General features: G+C 38.6%; 20 protein-coding genes. 12 read left to right on the top strand and 8 right to left on the bottom strand.

All coding sequences use genetic code 11. The features are described 5' to 3' along the window. The first annotated feature begins 62 nt into the window (after positions 1–62). Genes AC1RRY_RS09670 through AC1RRY_RS09680 form a run of 3 tightly spaced genes read left to right on the top strand, consistent with a single transcriptional unit; the run spans position 63 to position 2,679 of the window. Positions 63–530, top strand: coding sequence for a hypothetical protein (locus AC1RRY_RS09670; RefSeq protein ID WP_492816021.1), 468 nt, complete (start codon positions 63–65; stop codon positions 528–530). Between the two features lie 49 nt (positions 531–579). After that, positions 580–1,782 (top strand): NAD(P)/FAD-dependent oxidoreductase, encoded by a 1,203-nt coding sequence (locus AC1RRY_RS09675; protein WP_492816019.1) that lies wholly within the window; start codon positions 580–582, stop codon positions 1,780–1,782. Positions 1,783–1,833: 51 nt separating this feature from the next. Further along, positions 1,834–2,679 carry a glucose 1-dehydrogenase gene (locus AC1RRY_RS09680; RefSeq protein ID WP_492816017.1) on the top strand — a complete coding sequence of 282 codons (846 nt, stop codon included), beginning with the start codon at positions 1,834–1,836 and terminating at the stop codon, positions 2,677–2,679. A 72-nt stretch (positions 2,680–2,751) separates the two neighbouring features. On the opposite strand, the gene AC1RRY_RS09685 is transcribed toward AC1RRY_RS09680, so the two are convergent. From AC1RRY_RS09685 to AC1RRY_RS09695, 3 genes are all read right to left on the bottom strand, one after another. Continuing rightward, positions 2,752–3,291 (bottom strand): YciE/YciF ferroxidase family protein, encoded by a 540-nt coding sequence (locus tag AC1RRY_RS09685; protein WP_492816015.1) that lies wholly within the window; start codon positions 3,289–3,291, stop codon positions 2,752–2,754. 635 nt (positions 3,292–3,926) lie between these two features. Further along, positions 3,927–4,187, bottom strand: a complete 261-nt coding sequence (locus AC1RRY_RS09690; RefSeq protein ID WP_492816013.1) for a hypothetical protein — start codon at positions 4,185–4,187, stop codon at positions 3,927–3,929. A gap of 31 nt (positions 4,188–4,218) precedes the next feature. Then, positions 4,219–4,470 (bottom strand): hypothetical protein, encoded by a 252-nt coding sequence (locus AC1RRY_RS09695; RefSeq protein WP_492816011.1) that lies wholly within the window; start codon positions 4,468–4,470, stop codon positions 4,219–4,221. 180 nt (positions 4,471–4,650) lie between these two features. Between AC1RRY_RS09695 and AC1RRY_RS09700 the strand changes: the two genes are divergently transcribed. Then, the gene (locus AC1RRY_RS09700; RefSeq protein ID WP_492816009.1) at positions 4,651–4,887 is read left to right on the top strand and encodes a hypothetical protein; all 237 of its coding nucleotides are present in this window, start codon (positions 4,651–4,653) and stop codon (positions 4,885–4,887) included. Here AC1RRY_RS09700 and AC1RRY_RS09705 read toward each other — a convergent pair. Both AC1RRY_RS09705 and AC1RRY_RS09710 read right to left on the bottom strand, forming a co-directional pair. After that, on the bottom strand, positions 4,884–5,336 hold the full coding sequence (locus AC1RRY_RS09705; protein WP_492816007.1) for a GNAT family N-acetyltransferase: 453 nt from the start codon (positions 5,334–5,336) through the stop codon (positions 4,884–4,886). The two genes, AC1RRY_RS09700 and AC1RRY_RS09705, sit on opposite strands and share 4 nt — an antisense overlap. 33 nt (positions 5,337–5,369) lie before the next feature. Continuing rightward, entirely contained in the window at positions 5,370–6,401 is a 1,032-nt protein-coding gene (locus AC1RRY_RS09710) for an RluA family pseudouridine synthase (RefSeq protein WP_492816005.1), read from the bottom strand. Positions 6,402–6,493: 92 nt separating this feature from the next. On the opposite strand from AC1RRY_RS09710, the gene AC1RRY_RS09715 reads away from it, so the two are divergent. Beyond that, positions 6,494–7,378: a 1-aminocyclopropane-1-carboxylate deaminase/D-cysteine desulfhydrase gene (locus tag AC1RRY_RS09715; protein WP_492816003.1), complete on the top strand. Its 885-nt coding sequence runs from the start codon at positions 6,494–6,496 to the stop codon at positions 7,376–7,378. Between the two features lie 59 nt (positions 7,379–7,437). Further along, positions 7,438–8,157: a 6-phosphogluconolactonase gene (locus AC1RRY_RS09720; RefSeq protein WP_492816001.1), complete on the top strand. Its 720-nt coding sequence runs from the start codon at positions 7,438–7,440 to the stop codon at positions 8,155–8,157. A 57-nt stretch (positions 8,158–8,214) separates the two neighbouring features. On the opposite strand, the gene AC1RRY_RS09725 is transcribed toward AC1RRY_RS09720, so the two are convergent. Together AC1RRY_RS09725 and AC1RRY_RS09730 are read right to left on the bottom strand one after the other, a co-directional pair. After that, the gene (locus AC1RRY_RS09725) at positions 8,215–9,453 is read right to left on the bottom strand and encodes a DUF819 family protein (protein ID WP_492815999.1); all 1,239 of its coding nucleotides are present in this window, start codon (positions 9,451–9,453) and stop codon (positions 8,215–8,217) included. A gap of 233 nt (positions 9,454–9,686) precedes the next feature. Then, positions 9,687–10,793: a glycosyltransferase gene (locus tag AC1RRY_RS09730; RefSeq protein WP_492815997.1), complete on the bottom strand. Its 1,107-nt coding sequence runs from the start codon at positions 10,791–10,793 to the stop codon at positions 9,687–9,689. Between the two features lie 1,175 nt (positions 10,794–11,968). Between AC1RRY_RS09730 and AC1RRY_RS09735 the strand changes: the two genes are divergently transcribed. The 6 genes from AC1RRY_RS09735 (at position 11,969) to AC1RRY_RS09760 (ending at position 19,242) form a co-directional block, all read left to right on the top strand. Further along, a complete protein-coding gene (locus tag AC1RRY_RS09735) occupies positions 11,969–12,139 on the top strand; it encodes a hypothetical protein (RefSeq protein WP_492815996.1) in 171 nt (56 codons plus the stop codon). A gap of 112 nt (positions 12,140–12,251) precedes the next feature. After that, positions 12,252–14,129, top strand: coding sequence for a hypothetical protein (locus tag AC1RRY_RS09740; RefSeq protein ID WP_492815994.1), 1,878 nt, complete (start codon positions 12,252–12,254; stop codon positions 14,127–14,129). 69 nt (positions 14,130–14,198) lie between these two features. Beyond that, positions 14,199–14,663: an Lrp/AsnC ligand binding domain-containing protein gene (locus tag AC1RRY_RS09745; protein ID WP_492815992.1), complete on the top strand. Its 465-nt coding sequence runs from the start codon at positions 14,199–14,201 to the stop codon at positions 14,661–14,663. 100 nt (positions 14,664–14,763) lie between these two features. Further along, positions 14,764–16,638: a hypothetical protein gene (locus AC1RRY_RS09750; protein WP_492815990.1), complete on the top strand. Its 1,875-nt coding sequence runs from the start codon at positions 14,764–14,766 to the stop codon at positions 16,636–16,638. A 220-nt stretch (positions 16,639–16,858) separates the two neighbouring features. Then, entirely contained in the window at positions 16,859–18,736 is a 1,878-nt protein-coding gene (locus AC1RRY_RS09755) for a hypothetical protein (protein WP_492815989.1), read from the top strand. 116 nt (positions 18,737–18,852) lie between these two features. Beyond that, on the top strand, positions 18,853–19,242 hold the full coding sequence (locus tag AC1RRY_RS09760; RefSeq protein ID WP_492815987.1) for a sugar 3,4-ketoisomerase: 390 nt from the start codon (positions 18,853–18,855) through the stop codon (positions 19,240–19,242). Positions 19,243–19,319: 77 nt separating this feature from the next. On the opposite strand, the gene hslV is transcribed toward AC1RRY_RS09760, so the two are convergent. Then, the gene (hslV, locus tag AC1RRY_RS09765; RefSeq protein WP_492815985.1) at positions 19,320–19,856 is read right to left on the bottom strand and encodes an ATP-dependent protease subunit HslV; all 537 of its coding nucleotides are present in this window, start codon (positions 19,854–19,856) and stop codon (positions 19,320–19,322) included. Position 19,857 lies beyond the last annotated feature (1 nt).

Consider the following 19,857-nt stretch of genomic DNA (forward strand, 5'->3'; position numbering starts at 1 on the left):
CATTTTTAAGAATTATATAATGTCGCAATTTCACATTCACAACGAATTAAACCTTTATACCCATGGATAAGTTAAACGAAGAAGCATTACGTAGTCTGAAAAAACTCTGCGAAATCAACGCTTTGAGAGCAAAGGGATATCAGAAAGCTGTAGACATGACAAAAAACGGAAATTCAAAAAAGTATTTCCAGGTTAAAATTAACGAGATTAACTCTGTTACCGAACTCATTTGTCGTTCTATTGAAGACGTAAACATTGATGGACGACGTACAAATAAAATTGAACACGAAAAACTAGACCAGTCGCAGTTTTATTTTACGATGGCCGCCAGCACCACAAACCCACGAACAGTAGCCGTATCATGCCAGTTAGGCGACAAATTTGCAGAAAGGGCTTATGCCTCGGCACTGAGTGTTCTTCAGTTTTTATCATTTCCGGAATTGAAGAAAGTGCTTGACAAACATGCATCGAGCCTTCGTAAATCTTTTGAAACAACGCAGGAAGCGTTCGACCTGGCCCTGGTTTATTAATGCTCTGACAGATTTCTGTAATCACGCAACTCAACCACATAGCAACTCCATGGATTTAAGAACCGAATCGCCATATTGGTTGATGAAAAGCGGTATTGTCCGTTCTTACCCCTCTGTTAAACAATCGTATACAACAGATGTAGCCATCATGGGTGGTGGAATAACCGGGTCACTGATAGCCTGGTATCTGGTTAATGCGGGTATTGAGGCTACGTTACTGGACAAAAGAAAAATTGGTATGGGTAGCACTTGTGCAAGTACGGCTTTACTTCAATACGAAATTGATACACCTCTCGGTCAGTTGGCTGAATACGTTGGTACAAAGAATGCTAATATGAGCTACCTGATGTGTGTAGAGGCCATCGATAAAATCCACAAAATAACCAAATCACTTAAGACTGATGTTGGCTTTAGCCTGAAAAAGAGCTTCTATTATGCTTCTAACGGCAAAGATGCGGAGCAGGTCAAGTCTGAGTACCAATTGAGAAAAGAAATAGGTATCAAGCTGGAGTTACTTTCGAGGGAAGATATAAAACAACTTTTTCCGTTTTCTGCACCGGCAGGGCTGATGTCGGAAACAGGTGCACAAATAGACGCTTATCGTTTTACTCATGCACTGCTGGCGGAATCTATGAAAAACGGATTAAGCGTTTTTGATGGTACTGATGTAATAAAAATTGAACACACCAAAACAGGTGTGTTATTAACAACCGCTCATGGAGAGTTAATCAAAGCGCGCAAACTCATTATTGCCTGCGGCTATGAGTCTCAGGAGTATATCAATAAGAAAATAGTAGATTTTAATTCTTCGTTTGCTATAGTAAGTGAGCCGTTGAGTGATGCTGAGCTATGGTATCAGAATTGTCTTATCTGGGAAACCGCACGACCCTATCTTTACATGCGAACCACCGACGACGGCCGGGTGCTGGTAGGTGGTAAAGACGAACCCTACTATAATCCGGAAAAAAGAGACAAAATGGCAGCCAATAAGGCAAGGTTGCTGAGAAATGCCTTTGTAAAGAAATTCCCTGATATAGACTTCCGGACGGATTTCTATTGGGCGGGTACTTTTGCCGAGACCAAAGACGGCTTGCCCTACATTGGCAAAATTTCGACACACCCACATACGCTTTTTGCCCTGGGATTCGGGGGTAATGGTATTGTATTTAGCCAGATTGCTGCCGAGATGATTCGGGATAATTTGAAGGGGAAGAAACACCCGGGAGAGAATATTTTCGGATTCAACCGCTGAGTGGAGACAACGGCACAGTTTTTTGAACCAATAGGAGAAAAAGGTAATGCCATGAAAAAACACGAAAAAGAAATAGACAATGCGGCTTCTGCGGAACATAGCATGAAAGATAAGCCGGTTTATGAACGGCCCTACGACAAAGAAATTAATAGATTAACAGGCAAAACAGCGATTATCACAGGCGGTGACAGTGGTATAGGTCGTGCAGTAAGTATAGCATTTGCCAGAGAAGGTGCTGACGTGGTAATAGTCTACAGAAAAAACACAGCGGATGCCGAAGAAAAAAAAAAGCTTGTTGAAGAGAAAGGAAGAAAGGCTTTATTGATAGAAACAGATATTAGTAAAGAAGAAAACTGCAAGCAGATTATAGACCAGGTTATAAAAAAATGGGGCAAGATTGATGTGCTTATTAACAATGCGGCAGTACAGTTCCCTCAGGAAGACGTGGAAGATATAAGTGGTGAACAAATGAGACAGACTTTCGAGATTAACATATTCTCAAATTTTTATCTGGTGAAAGCGGCATTACCATATCTTAAAAAGGGTAGTTGCATTATCAATACGGCGTCTGTGGTTGCTTATCGGGGTAATCCGCTTTTACTCGACTACTCCTCAACCAAGGGGGCAATTGTAGCGTTTACCCGTACTTTATCCGGCATGCTGGCTGATAAGAAAATCAGAGTGAATGCGGTAGCTCCGGGGCCAATATGGACACCTCTTATCGTTTCTACTTTTACAAAAGAACATCAGAAGAAATTCGGAAAAGATACGCCTATGAAAAGACCCGGGCAGCCTGCCGAGGTTGCACCGGCCTTTGTTTTTCTGGCTTCCGATGATGCCAGCTATATCAGTGGCCAGGTCATACATATCAATGGGGGCGAACCTGTAAACGGATAGTTAGCCAACAAAAAGTACAGCCTTATGAAATAATCTTCATAAGGCTGTACTTTTTAATAAAGGCTTCTCGATTTATTCTAAAGCTGCCTCTTCATTGATATGCGCTTCAGCCAGCTCGGTTAGCTTATGATCTGCTTCTCCTTCTTCGTCCAGTGTGGTCTGAAGTATTTCTGCTACCTCAAAATGCCCCAGAATACGTGCAATATTACGCAGGGTACCATAAGAGGCAATTTCATAATGCTCTACTTTCTGCGCTGCCATGATCAGTCCGCAATCTCTCACAAAACTATTGTTGTCAGTTGAAGCAATAATTTCGTTGGCTTCTTCTACCAACCCTTCCATAGCAGGGCATTTCTTGCCTTGTGCTTTCTTGCCAATTATTTCAAAAACCCTGTCAAGTCGGGCTATTTGCTTCTCTGTTTCAGCAAGGTGTGTTTCGAACGCCATCTTCAAGTCTTCAGAACTGGCTGCTTTTGCCATTTTCGGTAAAGCCTTGGTAAGGTGATTTTCGGCCCAGTACATGTCTTTCAAACCGTCCACAAATAAAGTCGTTAGCTTTTCGCCATCATGTTCTTGAAATTTAGAATTAGAATTCTGATTTGAATTTTTCATGATTCTCAGGAGTTTTGTTGAATAAAATAAAAGATTAATCTTACCCTTCGTATAGATAAAATCCCATTCCATAGAGCCTGAATACAATAATGCCCATTGGCGGGCACGAATATTCCTCAACAACCCCATTGATTTTAATATCGCGTGGCAGAAAATCCTCGGATGAAAAACAGTGCGTCATTCTTCCCCCGGCTTCCGGTCAGTATTTGTGTTAGTCAGCTTGATTGTAAGTAGATGATATTCAATCAGATTATAAAACCCGAATAGTAGGTCAGGGCTTTATAAGATAAAAAAACAATGGATGCTTAAGCTATAGGGCAAAAAAATGAGGGACATTCGTTATGTCCCTCTATTGTTGGATTTTGCAGCGGATTATATCATTTAATTGACCCTATAGTATTGGTCGATTCATCTTTTTAAAGTTGTGCGAATTCAGTTGGCTGTTGGAATCGTTGTGTGAAATATTGATTATAATTTTAGCTGTGTGAATTTATTAACTATTATAATACCGATACCGGAATTATAAATGACTTAATGGTTTTAAACCTGATGGATTTTTTTAAAACAAGGGGTATAATAAATTACTATACCCCTGTTTGACTTTCACAACCACTATAGAATCCACGATTAATATCTTAGCTTGTCCAACTATTTACTTTATGTTTGGCTTCACGGGCTTTATCCTCTATTTTGTCGCCCAATTCATCGGCTTTATCTTTGGCCTTTTCCCATGTTTCAGAAGCTTTGTCTTTCGTTTCTTCCCATTTATCTTTGGCCTTTTCTTTTAGCTCATTTGTTTTGTCTTTGGCGTCGTCATAGGCATTTTCTGCCTTGGTTTGCCATTCTTTTTTCTCTTCTCTGGTTTTTTCCAGTAGTTCTTCTCTTTCAGTTTTCATGGTTTGTTGTGTTTTAATTAAAGTTGTAACATTATTGTACCTTCAGCGTATCTGACTTCACTACCGCTGCGGAGTCTTCCGGAGTAATAGCGCCGAATCGTCCGCCTTTATCTGGACCACCGACGGTAATGAAACCGCCGATCCAGGCTATGAGTGAAAAAAAGATACCTAAACCGAAAAGCCATAGTAACATTTTCCTGAAATTAAGATTCTTCTCTTCTTTTACCTGCTCCTCAGCTTCCTTGTTGAGGTGGTCGTTTTCGTTTTTTTTCGTGTTTGTCATGGTCGCGGATTTAATGCTGGATATAACAAAAAAGTTGTTCCTTAAAAAAAACTAATTATTTGAGGCTATTTGTGGTGGGAATTCCCCAGGCTGGGGATATAAGCGAGGAAAATAGGCAACTTCACCCAGGTGTAATTAAAGATGCTTAACTTTGGCCTAAGTTCTAAAAGGATTGTCAGGATGAGAAAAATACTAACTTTTGTTTTGGTATGCATATCGTTGCAGAACTGTTATGTATACAGAATATGCCCGATTAAGTCGTGCAGGGTTCGCATGGAACACAGGCATGGCGAAAAGAATTACTCTCCACGCAAGATATGGAAAACAAGAATACACTTTGTAGGAGAAAAACTGATAAAAGATACTCCGGAGGAAAGAGAGATCAGAAAGCAGCGCCGTGAAATTGAAAAAAACTAAAAATCCAGGTGGCAATTAATCCATTCGCCGTCAAATCTGGTTGGGAAATTCTTTCTGTAAAAATTAATGGCGGGTTCGTTCCAATCCAGAACCTGCCACATCATGCCCGTGCAGTTGGTTTTGTGGGCTTCTTCAATGGTTTTATCGAATAGCTTTTTACCCAGACCATGCCCACGCATAGTTTCGGTTACTACAATATCTTCCAGATACAAGCGTTTGCCTTTCCAGGTTGAATACCGATAATAATACACCGATATTCCCTGTATTCTGCCATCTACTTCAGCTACAAAACATCCGAAAATCCTGTTTTTACCGAATCCGTCTTTCAGCATCATCTCAACGGTGTTAGTTACCTGTTCCGGCGCTTTTTCGTAAATAGCAAGTTCGTAAACCAGGTCAAAAACCTGAGGAATATCTTCTTTTTTTATTTTTCTTATTCTGATTTTCATGAAGGTCAGGTGTTTAGTTGATACTGAAGGTGGCTATTCCGTTACATAATTTTCCCATTTCACCAGCACATCTTTGAAATCCTGCGGTAGTTCGGTATCAAACTGCATCCATTGTTTACTGCGCGGATGTATAAAGCCCAGTGTTTTAGCATGCAGTGCTTGCCGCGGTATGAGTTGAAAGCAGTTCTCGACAAACTGTTTATATTTATTGAATACCTGTCCGCGAAGTATTTTGTCGCCTCCGTAGTCGGCATCATTGAATAATGGGTGACCGAGATGCTTCATATGAACACGTATCTGGTGCGTACGGCCAGTTTCAAGATTGCATTGAACCAGCGATACATAGCGCAGGTCTTTCAATGTTTTATAATGTGTAATGGCTTCTTTACCCTGTGTGTCGTCAGGATATACATCTGATACTTTACGATTTTTAGGGCTTCTGCCAATAAAATTATGAATCGTTCCGCTCTCTTCTTTGGGTACTCCCCAAACTAATGCGTAGTAGGTTCGCTCAATAGAATGCTCAAAAAACTGATTAGCCAGAAAAGTCATGGAGTAGTCATTCTTGGCAATTACCAGAAGGCCTGAGGTGTCCTTGTCAATACGATGCACAAGACCCGGGCGTATTTCTCCGTTACGATGCGTGGGCAGGTTCTGAAGATAATATATCAAACCGTTCACAAGGGTGCCTGACCAGTTACCAAAAGCCGGGTGAACCACCATTCCGGCAGGTTTGTTGATGATCAGTATATCGTCGTCTTCAAAAACTATATTAAGCGGAATGTTCTCAGGTATGAGTTCGGTATTTCTGGGGGGCTTGGGTAAAGAATAAACAATGACATCAAACGGCTTTACTTTATAGCTTGCCTTGGCTGCTTGCCCGTTTACTTTGATGGTTTCGGCATCAATGGCATTCTGTATTTTGTTACGAGAAATATTCTTCGAAAAATGCGGCAGGTATTTATCCAGTCGCATAGGTGCCTGGCCTTTGTCAACCACAACCCGTTGGTGCTCGAAGAGTTCGTCCTCGTCGTCGTTATCTATTTGTTCTTGTATGTCAGACATTCTGATTAATTTTGGTGCAAATGAGGAAATCGGGTTGTTTACAAGCAAACCGAGCACTATTTTACATAAATATTGATTCTTCTTGCAAAGATATGCTTGATTTTGAAAAAATACTAAATCTACCTTCTCCAATAGAGCCGATCCATGACCCGGCCTTTGCCGAAAAAGACATAAAAGTTTATGTAAAAAGAGATGATTTGATTCATCCGCAGATATCCGGAAACAAATGGCGTAAAATAAAGTATAATCTGGTTGAGGCAAAGAAAAATGGATTCAGCAAGCTGATTACCTTTGGCGGGGCACATTCTAATCATTTGTATGCAGTAGCTGCCGTGGGCAAGTATCTGGGCTTTGCCACAAAAGGAATTATAAGAGGAGATGAACTGAACGAGAATTCAGGCCTCACTTTACAGTATGCCCATACCAGTGGTATGGAGCTGATTTTTGTATCAAGAGAGGCATACAGGGATAAAGACAGGCTTTTGGAGGTTTACAGAAATGAAGATGAATACATAGTGCCGGAGGGTGGAACCAATGCGTTTGCACTGGCAGGAGTAGGAGAGATGTATGAGGAGATTGTGAGTCAAACCGGTTTTAAGCCTGATTACATTTTTTGCCCGATCGGCTCAGGGGGAACTATGGCGGGTTTGATTAATGCAAGCCATGAAACAAGAATAATGGGTATTTGTGTGCTGAAAAATGCGCAATATCTGTCAAAGGAAATAATGAATCTGGTTGAAAACAAGGCTAACATAAACATCGGTAATTTTGAGTTTTTCTGGGATTTTCATCAAGGCGGATATGCCAAAAAAACACCGGAACTGCTTTCTTTTATAGAAACTTTTCAGCATAAACATAGAATACCTATTGAGCCTGTATACTCTGCAAAAATGTTTTTTGCCTTTTATGAACTATTAAAAACACGAATTGAAAATAATAGTACAGTGGTGTTAATTCATACGGGCGGTTTGCGTTGATTCTATTAAAATTGAATACATTTGCAGCGCATCTGTTTACACTTAAAATCCGTTATCCTATGCAAATTGAAGTTTTCGAGAATCCTCAGGAGTTAGCCGAGTATACGGCAAAATTTATCATTAATATAGTAAGAGAGAAACCAACAGCTACTTTTATTCTTACATCAGGCGATACGCCCGTACAGAGTTATAAGAAAATTATCGAACTCGCTCAACCGGGTGATTTTGAACAGGCAACTTTTATAGGGCTTGATGAATGGGTAGGGGTACCGGGGTCCAGCGAGGGCAGTTGCCGCTACATTGTAGAGGAAAATCTGCTGAAACCACTGGGCATTAGCCCGGCACAGTATACTTTCTTCGACTCCATGACTGACAGCCTGCAGCAGGAATGCGAAAGGGTAGATCAATTGATTTTCGACAAAGGCGGAGTAGACCTCATTCTGGTAGGAGTAGGCCTAAACGGGCATATCGGACTGAATGAACCCGGCACTAGTTTCGACTTATATTGCCACGTATCGAAACTGGCTGAAATTACCATCAGCACCGGGCAAAAGTATTTTCAACAGGAAACACCACTCACACAAGGTATCACCATAGGATTAAAACATCTACTCGAAGCCAAAGTGGCCATTATGATTGCTACCGGCGAAAGAAAAGCTGAGATACTGAAAGAAATTGTGATTCAGGATCCGACCATTCAACTACCTGCTACAGTTTTTAAAAAACATAGCAATGGCCATGTGTGGATCGACAAGGAAGCGGCCTCATTGCTTCAATAGAATAATACAGATAACAGCTATGAACATATATAGTATGCTCATAGCTGTTATTATTTTCTACGCTGCAATCCATTGCATAATTAAGCCGGTAATGTAGCCGCAATAGGTGCCGATGGCATTGCCCAGAATAGCCAGTAAAACCCCTATGGGCGCCAGTGACGGATGAAATGCAGCAGCTACTACAGAGGCCGATGCCACCCCGCCTACATTAGCCTGTGACCCTACCGCAGTGAAAAAGAAAGGAGCTCTTACTATTCTTGCCGCTACCAGTGTAAAGGCTGCATGCGTTAGTATCCATATAAGGCCCACAAGCAGCAAAGTAGGATTCTGAAAAGCATCAAAAATATGAAGCTGCATGCCTATAGTTGCAATGAGAATGTATAGAAACAGCGTGCCGAATTTTGTTGCTCCCCAGGCATCCAGTTGTCTTGCTTTGGTGGTAGCTAATATCAAACCTGTTGAAGAAGCGATGGTAACAATCCAGAATGATTTTGAAGCCAGGCTATATGCCTTTAAAGCTGGGTAATTTGTTTCGATAAATGGGGCAATATAATCGGCCAATAAATGTGAAACCGCAGTTATACCAAATCCCACAGCCATAAGCATCATTAATTCCTGAAAATCAGGATTTTTCTGTTTAACACTGTCTGTTTCAACTCTTAAGCGTATTTCTTCAATTACAGAAGCATCTGCCTTCATCTTTTTATCAATCAGTGTGGCTTTTCCTACAAAATAAAGTAACAGACCCAGCCACAATTCTGAAAACAATACGTCTATCACACTCGTCTGAGCAAAAATATCGGGTGCGGGTTGAAAAATCTCTTTCAAAGCCAGTTGATTCGCATTTCCGCCGGTCCAGCTTCCGGCTATGGTGGCTAATCCGCGCCAAACTTCTTCTCCATTTCTATTGAGAAAACCCGGGTCAATCCATTTTCCGATTACAAGACCTAAGGGCCCGCCTACCATAACGCCTATGGCTCCGACAAGAAAAACAAACAAGGCTTTGCCACCCAGTTTCTTAATAGCCTGAAAATCTATTCCTAACGTAAAGAATACCAGGCAGGTCGGCAACAGGAATCTGGAAGCGGTTTCGTCCAGTTGAGACTCAGTAGCTGAAATGACATTGAAAGAGCTCAACAAACCCGGAATAAAAAAGCAAAGCAATATGGGCGGAACAACTTTATAGAATTTTTCAAGGGCTTTTATTTTGGTAGAATAAAAGATAAGTGCAAGAGTACCTAATAAAAGGCCTAGTACGACGGCGTCGTTGTTCAGTAATGGGGTGTCAGGTTTCATTAATTGTCAGAACTTGTAATTCCGGATTGAATAAACAGTTTTTTTATGAAACCTCAAAATAGACAGATTACCAGGAATATCTAAAGCATAGAGTATTTTTAAGACCTTCATGCATAATGACGACAATACGAGCCCAAACGTAGATGATTATGTGGAACGAGAAACATTAAGCTTCAGACGTAAAATATGAGAAATACAAAGCAGCAATTTTACAATTAGAATCTCAATAAAGATCAGAGCGTATTAACTTCATTATATAAATTTGTAAGAACCATCGCATTACTTTTGACATCAAAACCACGTTCTTTCAGAATAGTAGTATTTTTTTCTTCCGGTAATTTGGTTTCAGTTGCTATTAGCTTATTGGCCCAAATCTGCGCGTCATCGTCTAAGCTTGTAAACTCAATGAGAGAAATACCTAAGTCTACTTCATCTGATATGGTGTCTGCAATTACAGAAGGCAATCCAACTGCCTGGCTCTCCACTAAAACCACCGGAAAACCTTCAAAGAAAGAAGGCATAAGCATTACGTCTGCTCCCGCCATAATTTTAGAAACATCACTTCTTACACCCATCATGATTATATGATCGGTTAAATCAAGTGCTTCTATTTCTTTTCTTATTTCGGCCTCCAATATGCCCCGACCTACAATAAAGAACTTAAAATCAATACCTTGTTCCTTTAGCTTTTTCATGATTTTCAGCGAAAAGAAATAATTCTTTTGTACTTCTAATCGGCCAATCTGAACATAAACTTTACAATCATTACTCAATTTATATTCCTTTCTTAAATAATCATTGAATTCTGTTCCTATCTGATAATGCTCCAGAATATCTATTGAATTATACATAACAAGGGCATTATTGTTATGTTTAAACAGAAATTTCGCCGAATCTTTACTGCATGCAATCAAATTCGTAGCATTTTTCTGGATTAAAAAAATAGACAAAGACTGATATAGCTCATAAAATATAGAATTCTGTAATTGACTCTTGGTATTGTGCGAGTGAGCTATACGAAGCGGAACATTAGCAATTCTGGCAGCAAACAGACTCAGACCTATGTTTAATAGTGTATGGGCATGCACTATCTGATATTCTGGATGTTGCTTGAGGAAAGATATTAATTTATAGAATCGTCTTACCGGATTTTTTTCAATGAGTCGGTGTATACTACCACCTAAAGCTATTATTTCATCGTCGAAGTCGCATGCCTTTGTTTTAAAATACAAGAAATCGAACTGAATTTGTGACCTATCTATATGTCTATATAAATTCATTATCATTGTTTCAGCTCCCGCTCTATCCATTCCACCAACAATATGTAATACACGCTTCATAGTTATAATTTTATTCTTACCCGTTAGGCAAATTTGTAGTCAAAGTAGAATCAATATGTGGATCGTCCGACTTTATTAAATAAATAGTTGCACTTGTTTTGAACTGGCAGATATTGCCTAAGAATAAATCCGTAAATTACTCTTTAAATGATTGTCATTAAGTACTCCTGAAAAATATTACAGGATTAATCTTCTATCAATTCTCTACTGAATAAAAACTAATTTGATTCTTGAAATATTTCAGGTATTAGGGCCTTACTCAAAAATTGATTTTTACTGGCTGTGAAACAGGTAAAAATTTAAAAATTATTATTGTGTGGCTCAATAACCTTCTGAGGAAATGACAGCCAGTAATTCTGATAAGGCAGATATAATATATATTCAGAACAATTTGAATGTACTTGTTCCAAATTTAATCCAAAGTTAATCTTTATTCAAATCTAGTCAAAATTAACTTTATAAACTACAGATAATTAGAAAAACCGGGTCGATATGAATTCTGATAATCTAGCCCTTTTTTTAACCTTAATTTATTTTTTTGGAAATACCAGCCAGCCATTATATTAATATTTTCTGCAAGCTATACCTGTATTGTTGTTCTTAATGCTAACGGTTTTTCATCAAAAATGAATATAAAAAAGACTAAATAAAAAACACGCAATCCTCAATTCGGAACTGCGTGTCGCAATTACACTTCATCAACAAACTAAAAACCAAATAATATTTTTGTTAAGCAAACATACTTAAAAAAAAAGTATGAAAGAAATTTATCAATAAATATAAATCTTTCATACTTCACGCTGTAAGAGGGGGACTCGAACCGCCCACGGTGTAGTTAGCTACAGTACAAATTTTGGTGGTCAATCCCAGTCGACTAAAATTGTCCGGCTTTATGCTGCGTTTGTCCTATTATCACCACCCCCGAGACAGGAGGGCATGGCTGCCAATTTCATCACCTTACATTATCATTGTCAAAGCCACTATTTGTTTCCCTTTGACACTACAAAGATACTACACAAAAATCATTTATTGCAAATATTCTATAGAAATTATTTAAAATTTGAAAAATGCTCAAAAAGTGTCTCCATTTTTTGAAAAAATGTCAAAAACTTACAAATCGAATGGATTGAAATTTCGAAATTGATAATACGGATTTATTGATTTCATAAGCGCCGATGCAAGAGTTGTGTGGTTCCGGATTGAAATGGAAGAAAAAATACCTGATTCCAGTGCAGCAACCGGCCAAGAAAAATACCAGCACTTGTAAATATCAGCATTATAATGGTATGTTCAGTATCTTTGTTCAGATATTTTATCGCAGTACTCCTTATCTGAAAGGATATTGATTCAATTAATACAAATGATTTACTACAGTAAGTAAAACGCTGGAATACTTAAAAGGTTGTAATAAAAATCATAATTTTGTAAAGAACTAAGCCACTAATTAACTGCCACTGAATGAACTTACGTGTGTCGAAGAAAAGCTTTGTTTTTATTCTTGCTACAATTCTGCTGCCGGTTATTTATGGGTTGTTTTTTGTCAGAAACTTCAGCCTTCCATTAACTGGCGGTGCAGATATTGACGAATGGGAGTTTGTGGGGTATTATCTGGCTGAAAATCTTCGTTTTGACATTGTGCCGCAATTAACACTAAGGCAGAATCAAACCTTGTATCCTTTCGGTGTAACCCAGGTCTTTTCAGATTGGTCGTTAGAAAGTAATTACTGGTTTGCCATTTTTTATAAAATCCTGGGGCATGGGGCATGGCTCAACTATTATTATGTTTTAAGCCTTATCATATCGTTTTTAGGCTCTTATGTGTTGTTGAAGAAAGAATTTGGTCAGGATAAAGCTTTCTTTGCAGGCTTTGTTGTTACATTCTTCAATTTTTATGCCTTGCATAAATACCCATACCATTTTAATCACAGCACTATTCACTGGACAATCCTGAGCATATTTTCAGATTTTGTCTTAACCAGAAGAATAATTCTAGGAGAAAAAATCTCGTTGAAATGGGTATTTCTAAAAGCATTTTTGCTCATAGCTACCCTGGGTATGAATCTCGGTTATGTCTGTGGTTATGCGCTAACCAGCTTTGTTCTGAGCTTATCAGTAGTGGCGGTGGTTCTCATTTATCGCCATATAAAAAAAGACTATCAGACACTACATTATTTCAGTAGTTGGGCTAAAGAATTTAAGCAAAGCACCGGATTATATTTTTTACTGGCACTGCCGTCGCTTTTTTTTCTATATTTCTATCTGCCCATTGTCTGGCAGATCTATCAGGAATCTAATGTGGCTTATTACAAACATGCAGAATTGCCTGTTGCCATGTGGAGCCATCCGTTAAGAATGCTTTTTCCGTATTTTCCTTTTTTTGAAGCCACGTTTTATCCGTTAACTGATTTATTAAAAGACAAACCGGAAGGCCTCGGTTCCGGAAGTCCGGGCTGGTTGTGCCTGGGGATTGGATTGACAGGCTTTTTTTCTAACCGGAAGAAATACTGGCTGGTCTTTCTGCCCCTTGTTATTCTGCTGTTGATGTACACATTTTATCATCCTAACAGAGTACCTACCCTGAAAATTTTCCCATGGGGTACATTCAATCGTGTGCCTTCACGTTTCACTTCTATTTTACCAGTTATTTTTTCATGTTTCTTTTTAACGATTGATTTCTACCGACTGAGATTCGGTAAACTGATTGTCAGTGTTCTGATAATCATTGGCCTGACAGAAGGCTGGGTGGTATATAGCAGTCTTTATAAAAAATTACCGTATCTGGTAGATAGCAGCTTTTTCAATTATATGTCGGTTGTTGAAAAACAAAAAGGAGAGGCTGTTCTGGATTTCCCGTTCTGTATCATTGCCGGCGATGGTTCGGGCATGAGAGAGAACCTATGCCCGCTTTATGAAAAAACATGCAACATATATGCTTTGAGACGATTCCATCATAAAAAAGTATTGGGAGCTTATTACAGTTATATTCATCCAGAAACCATCAGAAATTTTGTGAATATTAATATTTCGAATATGCAAACCACGAAACCTTTTGATCCGGATATTAAACCGGAGCGCCTTGAAGAATTTTCAGAGGAGCAACTGGCATATTTTGTAAAGTTTTTTCAGTATAATGATTTCTGCGGAATCAATCTTTACACTGATCTGATTTCTGAAAAAATGTATCAGCAAATTGTTGATGCGATTGGGAAACCCATACAAAATACTGTTGTTCCGGGTGCAGGCAAGGTCGTATTCATTCCCAAACCTGATGAATGGCGGATTTATATTAATCACAAAAAGGCTATGGCAATGAAATATCCTTGCGGATGTCCATAAAAATATACTACTTGAATCGATAGAATATATTTACCTTTATTGAAAAAATGGCAAAACTTGATACGCCTGATGGATAAGAATTTCGAAATTGACAAAACAGATTTAAAGATTTTATCATTGCTGATGCAAGACGCGAAGATGCCTTATACGGCGATAGGAGAAAAAATCTTCGTTTCCGGAGGGACTGTTCACGTAAGAATGGCAAAGATGGAGCAAATGGGTATTGTGAAAGGTTCTCAACTGATTATAGACCCGATCAAGCTGGGGTGGGATATCAGTGCCTTTATAGGTATATACCTCGATAAGAGTTCACTGTATGATGAAGTAGCAGACCAACTGGAAAAAATACCAGAGGTTGTAAGTATTAATTATACTACCGGTATGTATAGTATTTTTGCCAAAATTGTTTGTCGTGATACGCCACATCTGCGAGAAGTGCTTCATGATAAAGTACAAAAAGTACAGGGTATACAACGTACTGAAACGTTTATCTCGTTAGAAGAGCGTACTATAAGGCCTATTCCATTATTGTAATGATATCTTTTTACTCATCGGCAAGGTTTAACGGATTAGAGTGAACCGTAAAAATGATATTTTTGTAACGTGTGATTATTCAATTATGAATGAAAACTGAATGAACCTGAACGCTCCCCGACAAAACCTGTTTTTTATTATTGCTGCCCTGGTTCTGCCTGTTATTTATGGTGTGTGTTTTATAAGAAATTTCAGTTTGCCATTAACCGGACACGGAGATATTGACGAATGGGAATTTATAGGGTATTATCTGGCCAAAAATATCAGCTTTGATTTTTTACCACAGCTACAATTGAGGCAGAACCAGACCTTTTATCCGTATGGCATTACACAGGCATTTTCAGATTGGTCTCTGGAGAGTAATTACTGGTATGCTTTCTTTTACAAAAACTGGGGGCATGGGGGCTGGCTTAATTATTATTATGTACTCAGTCTTATTATCACATTTTTAGGTTCTTATTTATTGCTAAAGAAAGAATTCGGAAACGGCAAGGCTTTTTTTGTGGGTTTTGTGGTAACCTTTCTTAATTTTTATGCACTTAACAAATATCCGCACCATTTTAATCATAGCACTATCCACTGGACCGTCCTGAGTATACTGGCAGATTTTATCCTGACCAAAAGAATTATTCTCAAAGAGACGATTTCATTAAAATGGGTGTTTTTAAAAGCGTTTTTATTGATTGCCACACTGGGCATGAACTTAAGTTACATGTGTGGTTTTGCTTTAACAAGTTTTGTATTAAGCCTGTTAGTAGTGGCTGTGGTACTCATTAAAAGATACTTCAAAGGAGGGAACCAGTTGCCGGGGTATCTCAGGCATTGGGGCTCTGAATTAAAAAAGAGCCCTGCACTATACGTTCTGCTTGTGGTGCCGTCACTGATATTGTTGTATTTGTATTTACCTATAGTCTGGCAAATATACCGGGAAACTCAGGTATTTAAATCTGACAGCGGGCATACGGCACATTTATGGAGCCATCCGCTACGTATGTTGTTTCCGTATTTCCCCTTTTTTAATGCCGGCGGTAATCCTCTTGTCAGTCTGTTGAAAGATATGCCTGAAGGTATAGGCTCGGGGAGCCCGGGTTGGTTTTGCTTGGGTGTTGGGCTTGCCGGGTTCTATTTTAGCAGGAAGAAATATTGGCTGGTGTTTTTACCACTCATTATTTTATTGGTTATTTCAACTTTTTATCATCCTGTCAGAGTTCCTACACTGAGAATTTTCCCGTGGGGAGCGTTCAATCGGGTTCCTTCAAGGTTCACATCTATATTGCCGGTTATTTTCTGTTGTTTTGTTTTACCGCTCGATTTCAGCAGGCTAAAATCTTATAAAATACTTGCGGGATTTCTTATGGCAATCGGTCTCATTGAAGGTTTTATGGTTTACAGGATTTTATGGAACAGAAAGCCGTTTATTATTGACAGCAATTTTTATAATTACATGGCCACGGTTGAAAAACAGAAAGGAGAGGCTGTATTAGATTTTCCGTTCTGTATTGTTGACGGAGCCGGGGCAGGTTTAGAAGAAAACCTATGTCCGATTTTTCAGAAGACCTGTAATGTGTATACTTTAAGCAGGTTTCATCATAAGAAAGTAATAGGGGGATATTACAGCCATATTCCGGCTGATGCACTTAACGGATTCGTAAAAACTGGTGTAGGAAATCTGCTGACCCCCGAGACTGAAGACTGGCGGTTAGCCTCAAGAATTGTTAATGATTTCTCAGACGAGCAACTGCAGTATTTCATTAAGTATTTTCAGTACAATGATTTTGCCGGTATTAATTTATGTGTAGATCTGATCCCGGCAAAGCTTTATCAGCAAATTGTAGATGCTGTAGGGCGACCTATACAGACTACAATTTTTCCCGGTGCCGGAAAAGTAGTTTTTATTCCTAAACCAGACCAATGGAAGGCTTTTGTTAACCGGAAAAATTCGTTGAGAATAAAATACCCATGCGGATGCCCATAAAATATACTAATTGATTGGTCTACCTCAATCAATGTGCCTAAGAGAAGTAAGTACTAACAGAAATTTCATTTCGCCGGAAGAATGTTCTATAACGCCTATTCCGCTTTTAAAATAGATTTATTTTGTCCTGCTGTTTTATTATGTACCCATGCTTTGTATAACTGAAAGATAACAAATGATATTTTTACAGTTATTCAAACATAGCAACCAACAATGCTAAATGCTTTTTCGACTATCTAAACAAAACCTGGTTTTTATCTCTCTGGCAATCTTGTTGCCTGTAATTTACAGTATATGCTTTGTCAGAAATTTCAGTTTGCCGTTAACTGGCGGCGGCGATACTGACGAATGGGAGTTTGTAGGATATTATCTTGCTGAAAATCTCAAATTTGATATAATTCCGAAGTTGTCACTGCGACAAAACCAGTCGCTCTATCCGTTTGGAGTTTCACAGGTGTTTTCAGACTGGTCGCTTGAAAGCAATTATTGGTTTGCCTTTTTCTATAGAAACTGGGGGCATGGAGGCTGGCTGAATTACTATTATACCTTAAGCCTCATTATTTCTTTTTTGGGTTCCTATTTATTGCTGAAGAAAGAATTCGGACAAGGTAAAGCTTTTCTTGCCGGCTTTGTTGTCACTTTTTTTAATTTCTATGCCTTAAATAAGTATCCTGGGCACTTCAATCACAGCACTATCCATTGGGTTATCCTGAGTATATTTACAGATTTTATCTTAATTAAGAGAATTACTTTTAATGAGAAGATATCGGTAAAATGGGTCTTTCTGAAAGCATTTGTGTTCATAGCTACACTTGGTCTTAATCTGAGTTATATGTGTGGTTATGCTTTGTCGAGTTTTGTTTTAAGCCTGTTAGTTGCAGTGTATGTATTAGGCAAGAGGTATCGGAACAAAGACTATCAGGTACTAAACTATTTTAAAGACTGGAGAAATGAATTAAAGCATCATGTAGCGCGGAGTATTTTGTTAGCTCTCCCTTCAATAATACTCTTATACCTGTATTTGCCCATTATCTGGCAGGTTTACCACGAATTACAATCGATAAATTCAATTGATGCAATGCGATCGGGCGGCTGGTGGAGCAACCCTGTCAGGCTGTTGTTTCCGTATTTTCCTTTTTTTAACGCTCTGGGTAATCCTTTAATAAGCTTGCTACGAGATTATCCCGAAGGTGGCTGTTCAGGAAGTCCCGGTTGGTTTTGCTTAGGTTTAGGAGCTATTGGCTTTTTGTATAACAGAAAAAACTTCGGATTGGCTTTTTTACCATTAGTTGTTTTTTTTCTTTTATACACCATTTATCACCCGTTTAAACTGCCCATTTTAAGAATTATTCCGTGGGGTTCTTTTAATAGAGTGCCCTCTCGTTTTACTTCCATGTTGCCGGTTATTTTATCCTGTTTCTTTTTGCCGCTTGATTTTAATAAACTCAAACTTAAAAAAACTGTAATATCGTTTTTGATAATTATGGGCTTAATAGAAGGCTTCGTAGTGTACAATAGTTTGTATGATAGAAAACCTTTCATAATTGAAAGTAATTTCTTGAATTACATGTCAGTTATTGAAAAACAAAAGGGAGAAGCGGTATTAGACTACCCATTCTGCGTAATTGGTGGCGATGCCACAGGATATAAAGAAGGACTTTGTCCTATTTATGAAAAGACATGTAATCTATACGCCTTTACTAGATTTCACCATAAAAAAACAGTCGGAGGGTATTATAGCTATATCCTTCCGGAAACACTCAAAGGCTTTTTAGATATAGGCGTTAACAATCTGTTTGCTGTCAATAACGAAAAAGAAAATTCTGAACCGAAGATAGTCGAGGAGTTTTCAGAGGAACAATTGGCCTATTTTATCAAGTATTTTCAGTATAATGATTTTGCCGGGGTAAGTCTCTGTAAGGATTTGATTTCAGAAAAGATGTATCAGCAAATTGTAGGGGCCATTGGAGAGCCTGTACAAGCTACTGTATTCCCAAGAGCCGGACGAGTAGTTTTTATTCCGAAACCTGATAAATGGAGGCCTCTTGTTAATACGAAGAAGGCGTTGGAAATGAAGTTCCCATGCGGATGCAGCTAAAATTTATTATTTTAGCGTCAATTTGATAGGGTGGCTTTTATATATTAAAAAAAAGCACTTATTTTACACGGAATCCCATATTACTAATTACAATTAACTAAGCTTACAACAGCCTTATGGCCCAATTATTTCATTTACAAACGTATTCATCAGAAAAGGGGAGTCTTACGGTTTTTGAGAAAATATTGCCAGAAGGCATAAGAAGAATTTTTTATATTTATGATGCTAAAAATCAGGTAAGAGGTGGACACAGACATAAAATTACAAACAATGCTTTGACCTGTGTAAGCGGAAGTTGTAAAGTTTTTGTTGATGATGGAGAAGAACAACAGGTTTTTGATTTAGATACTCCGGATAAGTGTTTGCTGCTTGACCCTATTGATTGGCACGAAATGTATGATTTTTCTGATAATGCTGTCCTGTTGGTTTTATCTGACCAGTATTATGACCAGGATGATTATATTTTTGAACGGCACCCGGAGAAGGCCATGCAATCGGGTAGTTAGTAGTTTTATATTTGTTGTTGATTATAAAACCACCTTTAGTGAAATCAATAAAGGTGGTCTGCGTTGAATATCAATTCTTACAATGTTTCAATTATTATATTGTGGTTTGTATAAATACATATGTCAGCCGCAATATTCAATCCTTCCTGAACCATTTCTATTGCACTTAACTCTGTAGCATGTCTTTTTAAAGCAATAGCCGCCGATTGTGCGTACATGCTACCCGAACCGATAGAGGCAATCTGATTATCAGGCTCTAATACATCGCCGGTACCAGATATTAACAACATTTCTGTTTCGTTAGCTACAATAAGCATTGCCTCGAGTTTACGTAAATATCTGTCCATACGCCAATCTTTAGCCAGTTCAATGGCTGCACGTTTCATGTTACCGCCATAGGTGTTCAGCTTGTCTTCAAAGCGTTCAATCAGAGTGAAGGCATCGGCCGTAGAACCGGCAAAGCCTGCCAGTATTTTGCCACCATACAATTTTCTGACTTTTCGTACATTGCTTTTGGCGATGGTGTTGCCCATGGTTGCCTGTCCGTCGGCACCTAAAGCTACTTTGCCATTATGTATGATTCCGAGTACGGTTGTTGCGTGTATTTTTTCCATT

The sequence above is a fragment of the Emticicia sp. GW821-FHT11C11 genome, from assembly GCF_058808615.1.

Bases quoted from the DNA above. Each gene is read 5' to 3' on its own strand.
- AC1RRY_RS09670 (WP_492816021.1), top strand. From the start codon at position 63: ATGGATAAGTTAAACGAAGAAGCATTACGTAGTCTGAAAAAACTCTGC.
- AC1RRY_RS09675 (WP_492816019.1), top strand. From the start codon at position 580: ATGGATTTAAGAACCGAATCGCCATATTGGTTGATGAAAAGCGGTATT.
- AC1RRY_RS09680 (WP_492816017.1), top strand. From the start codon at position 1,834: ATGAAAAAACACGAAAAAGAAATAGACAATGCGGCTTCTGCGGAACAT.
- AC1RRY_RS09685 (WP_492816015.1), bottom strand. From the start codon at position 3,291: ATGAAAAATTCAAATCAGAATTCTAATTCTAAATTTCAAGAACATGAT.
- AC1RRY_RS09690 (WP_492816013.1), bottom strand. From the start codon at position 4,187: ATGAAAACTGAAAGAGAAGAACTACTGGAAAAAACCAGAGAAGAGAAA.
- AC1RRY_RS09695 (WP_492816011.1), bottom strand. From the start codon at position 4,470: ATGACAAACACGAAAAAAAACGAAAACGACCACCTCAACAAGGAAGCT.
- AC1RRY_RS09700 (WP_492816009.1), top strand. From the start codon at position 4,651: ATGAGAAAAATACTAACTTTTGTTTTGGTATGCATATCGTTGCAGAAC.
- AC1RRY_RS09705 (WP_492816007.1), bottom strand. From the start codon at position 5,336: ATGAAAATCAGAATAAGAAAAATAAAAAAAGAAGATATTCCTCAGGTT.
- AC1RRY_RS09710 (WP_492816005.1), bottom strand. From the start codon at position 6,401: ATGTCTGACATACAAGAACAAATAGATAACGACGACGAGGACGAACTC.
- AC1RRY_RS09715 (WP_492816003.1), top strand. From the start codon at position 6,494: ATGCTTGATTTTGAAAAAATACTAAATCTACCTTCTCCAATAGAGCCG.
- AC1RRY_RS09720 (WP_492816001.1), top strand. From the start codon at position 7,438: ATGCAAATTGAAGTTTTCGAGAATCCTCAGGAGTTAGCCGAGTATACG.
- AC1RRY_RS09725 (WP_492815999.1), bottom strand. From the start codon at position 9,453: ATGAAACCTGACACCCCATTACTGAACAACGACGCCGTCGTACTAGGC.
- AC1RRY_RS09730 (WP_492815997.1), bottom strand. From the start codon at position 10,793: ATGAAGCGTGTATTACATATTGTTGGTGGAATGGATAGAGCGGGAGCT.
- AC1RRY_RS09735 (WP_492815996.1), top strand. From the start codon at position 11,969: ATGCAAGAGTTGTGTGGTTCCGGATTGAAATGGAAGAAAAAATACCTG.
- AC1RRY_RS09740 (WP_492815994.1), top strand. From the start codon at position 12,252: ATGAACTTACGTGTGTCGAAGAAAAGCTTTGTTTTTATTCTTGCTACA.
- AC1RRY_RS09745 (WP_492815992.1), top strand. From the start codon at position 14,199: ATGGATAAGAATTTCGAAATTGACAAAACAGATTTAAAGATTTTATCA.
- AC1RRY_RS09750 (WP_492815990.1), top strand. From the start codon at position 14,764: ATGAACCTGAACGCTCCCCGACAAAACCTGTTTTTTATTATTGCTGCC.
- AC1RRY_RS09755 (WP_492815989.1), top strand. From the start codon at position 16,859: ATGCTTTTTCGACTATCTAAACAAAACCTGGTTTTTATCTCTCTGGCA.
- AC1RRY_RS09760 (WP_492815987.1), top strand. From the start codon at position 18,853: ATGGCCCAATTATTTCATTTACAAACGTATTCATCAGAAAAGGGGAGT.
- hslV (WP_492815985.1), bottom strand. From the start codon at position 19,856: ATGGAAAAAATACACGCAACAACCGTACTCGGAATCATACATAATGGC.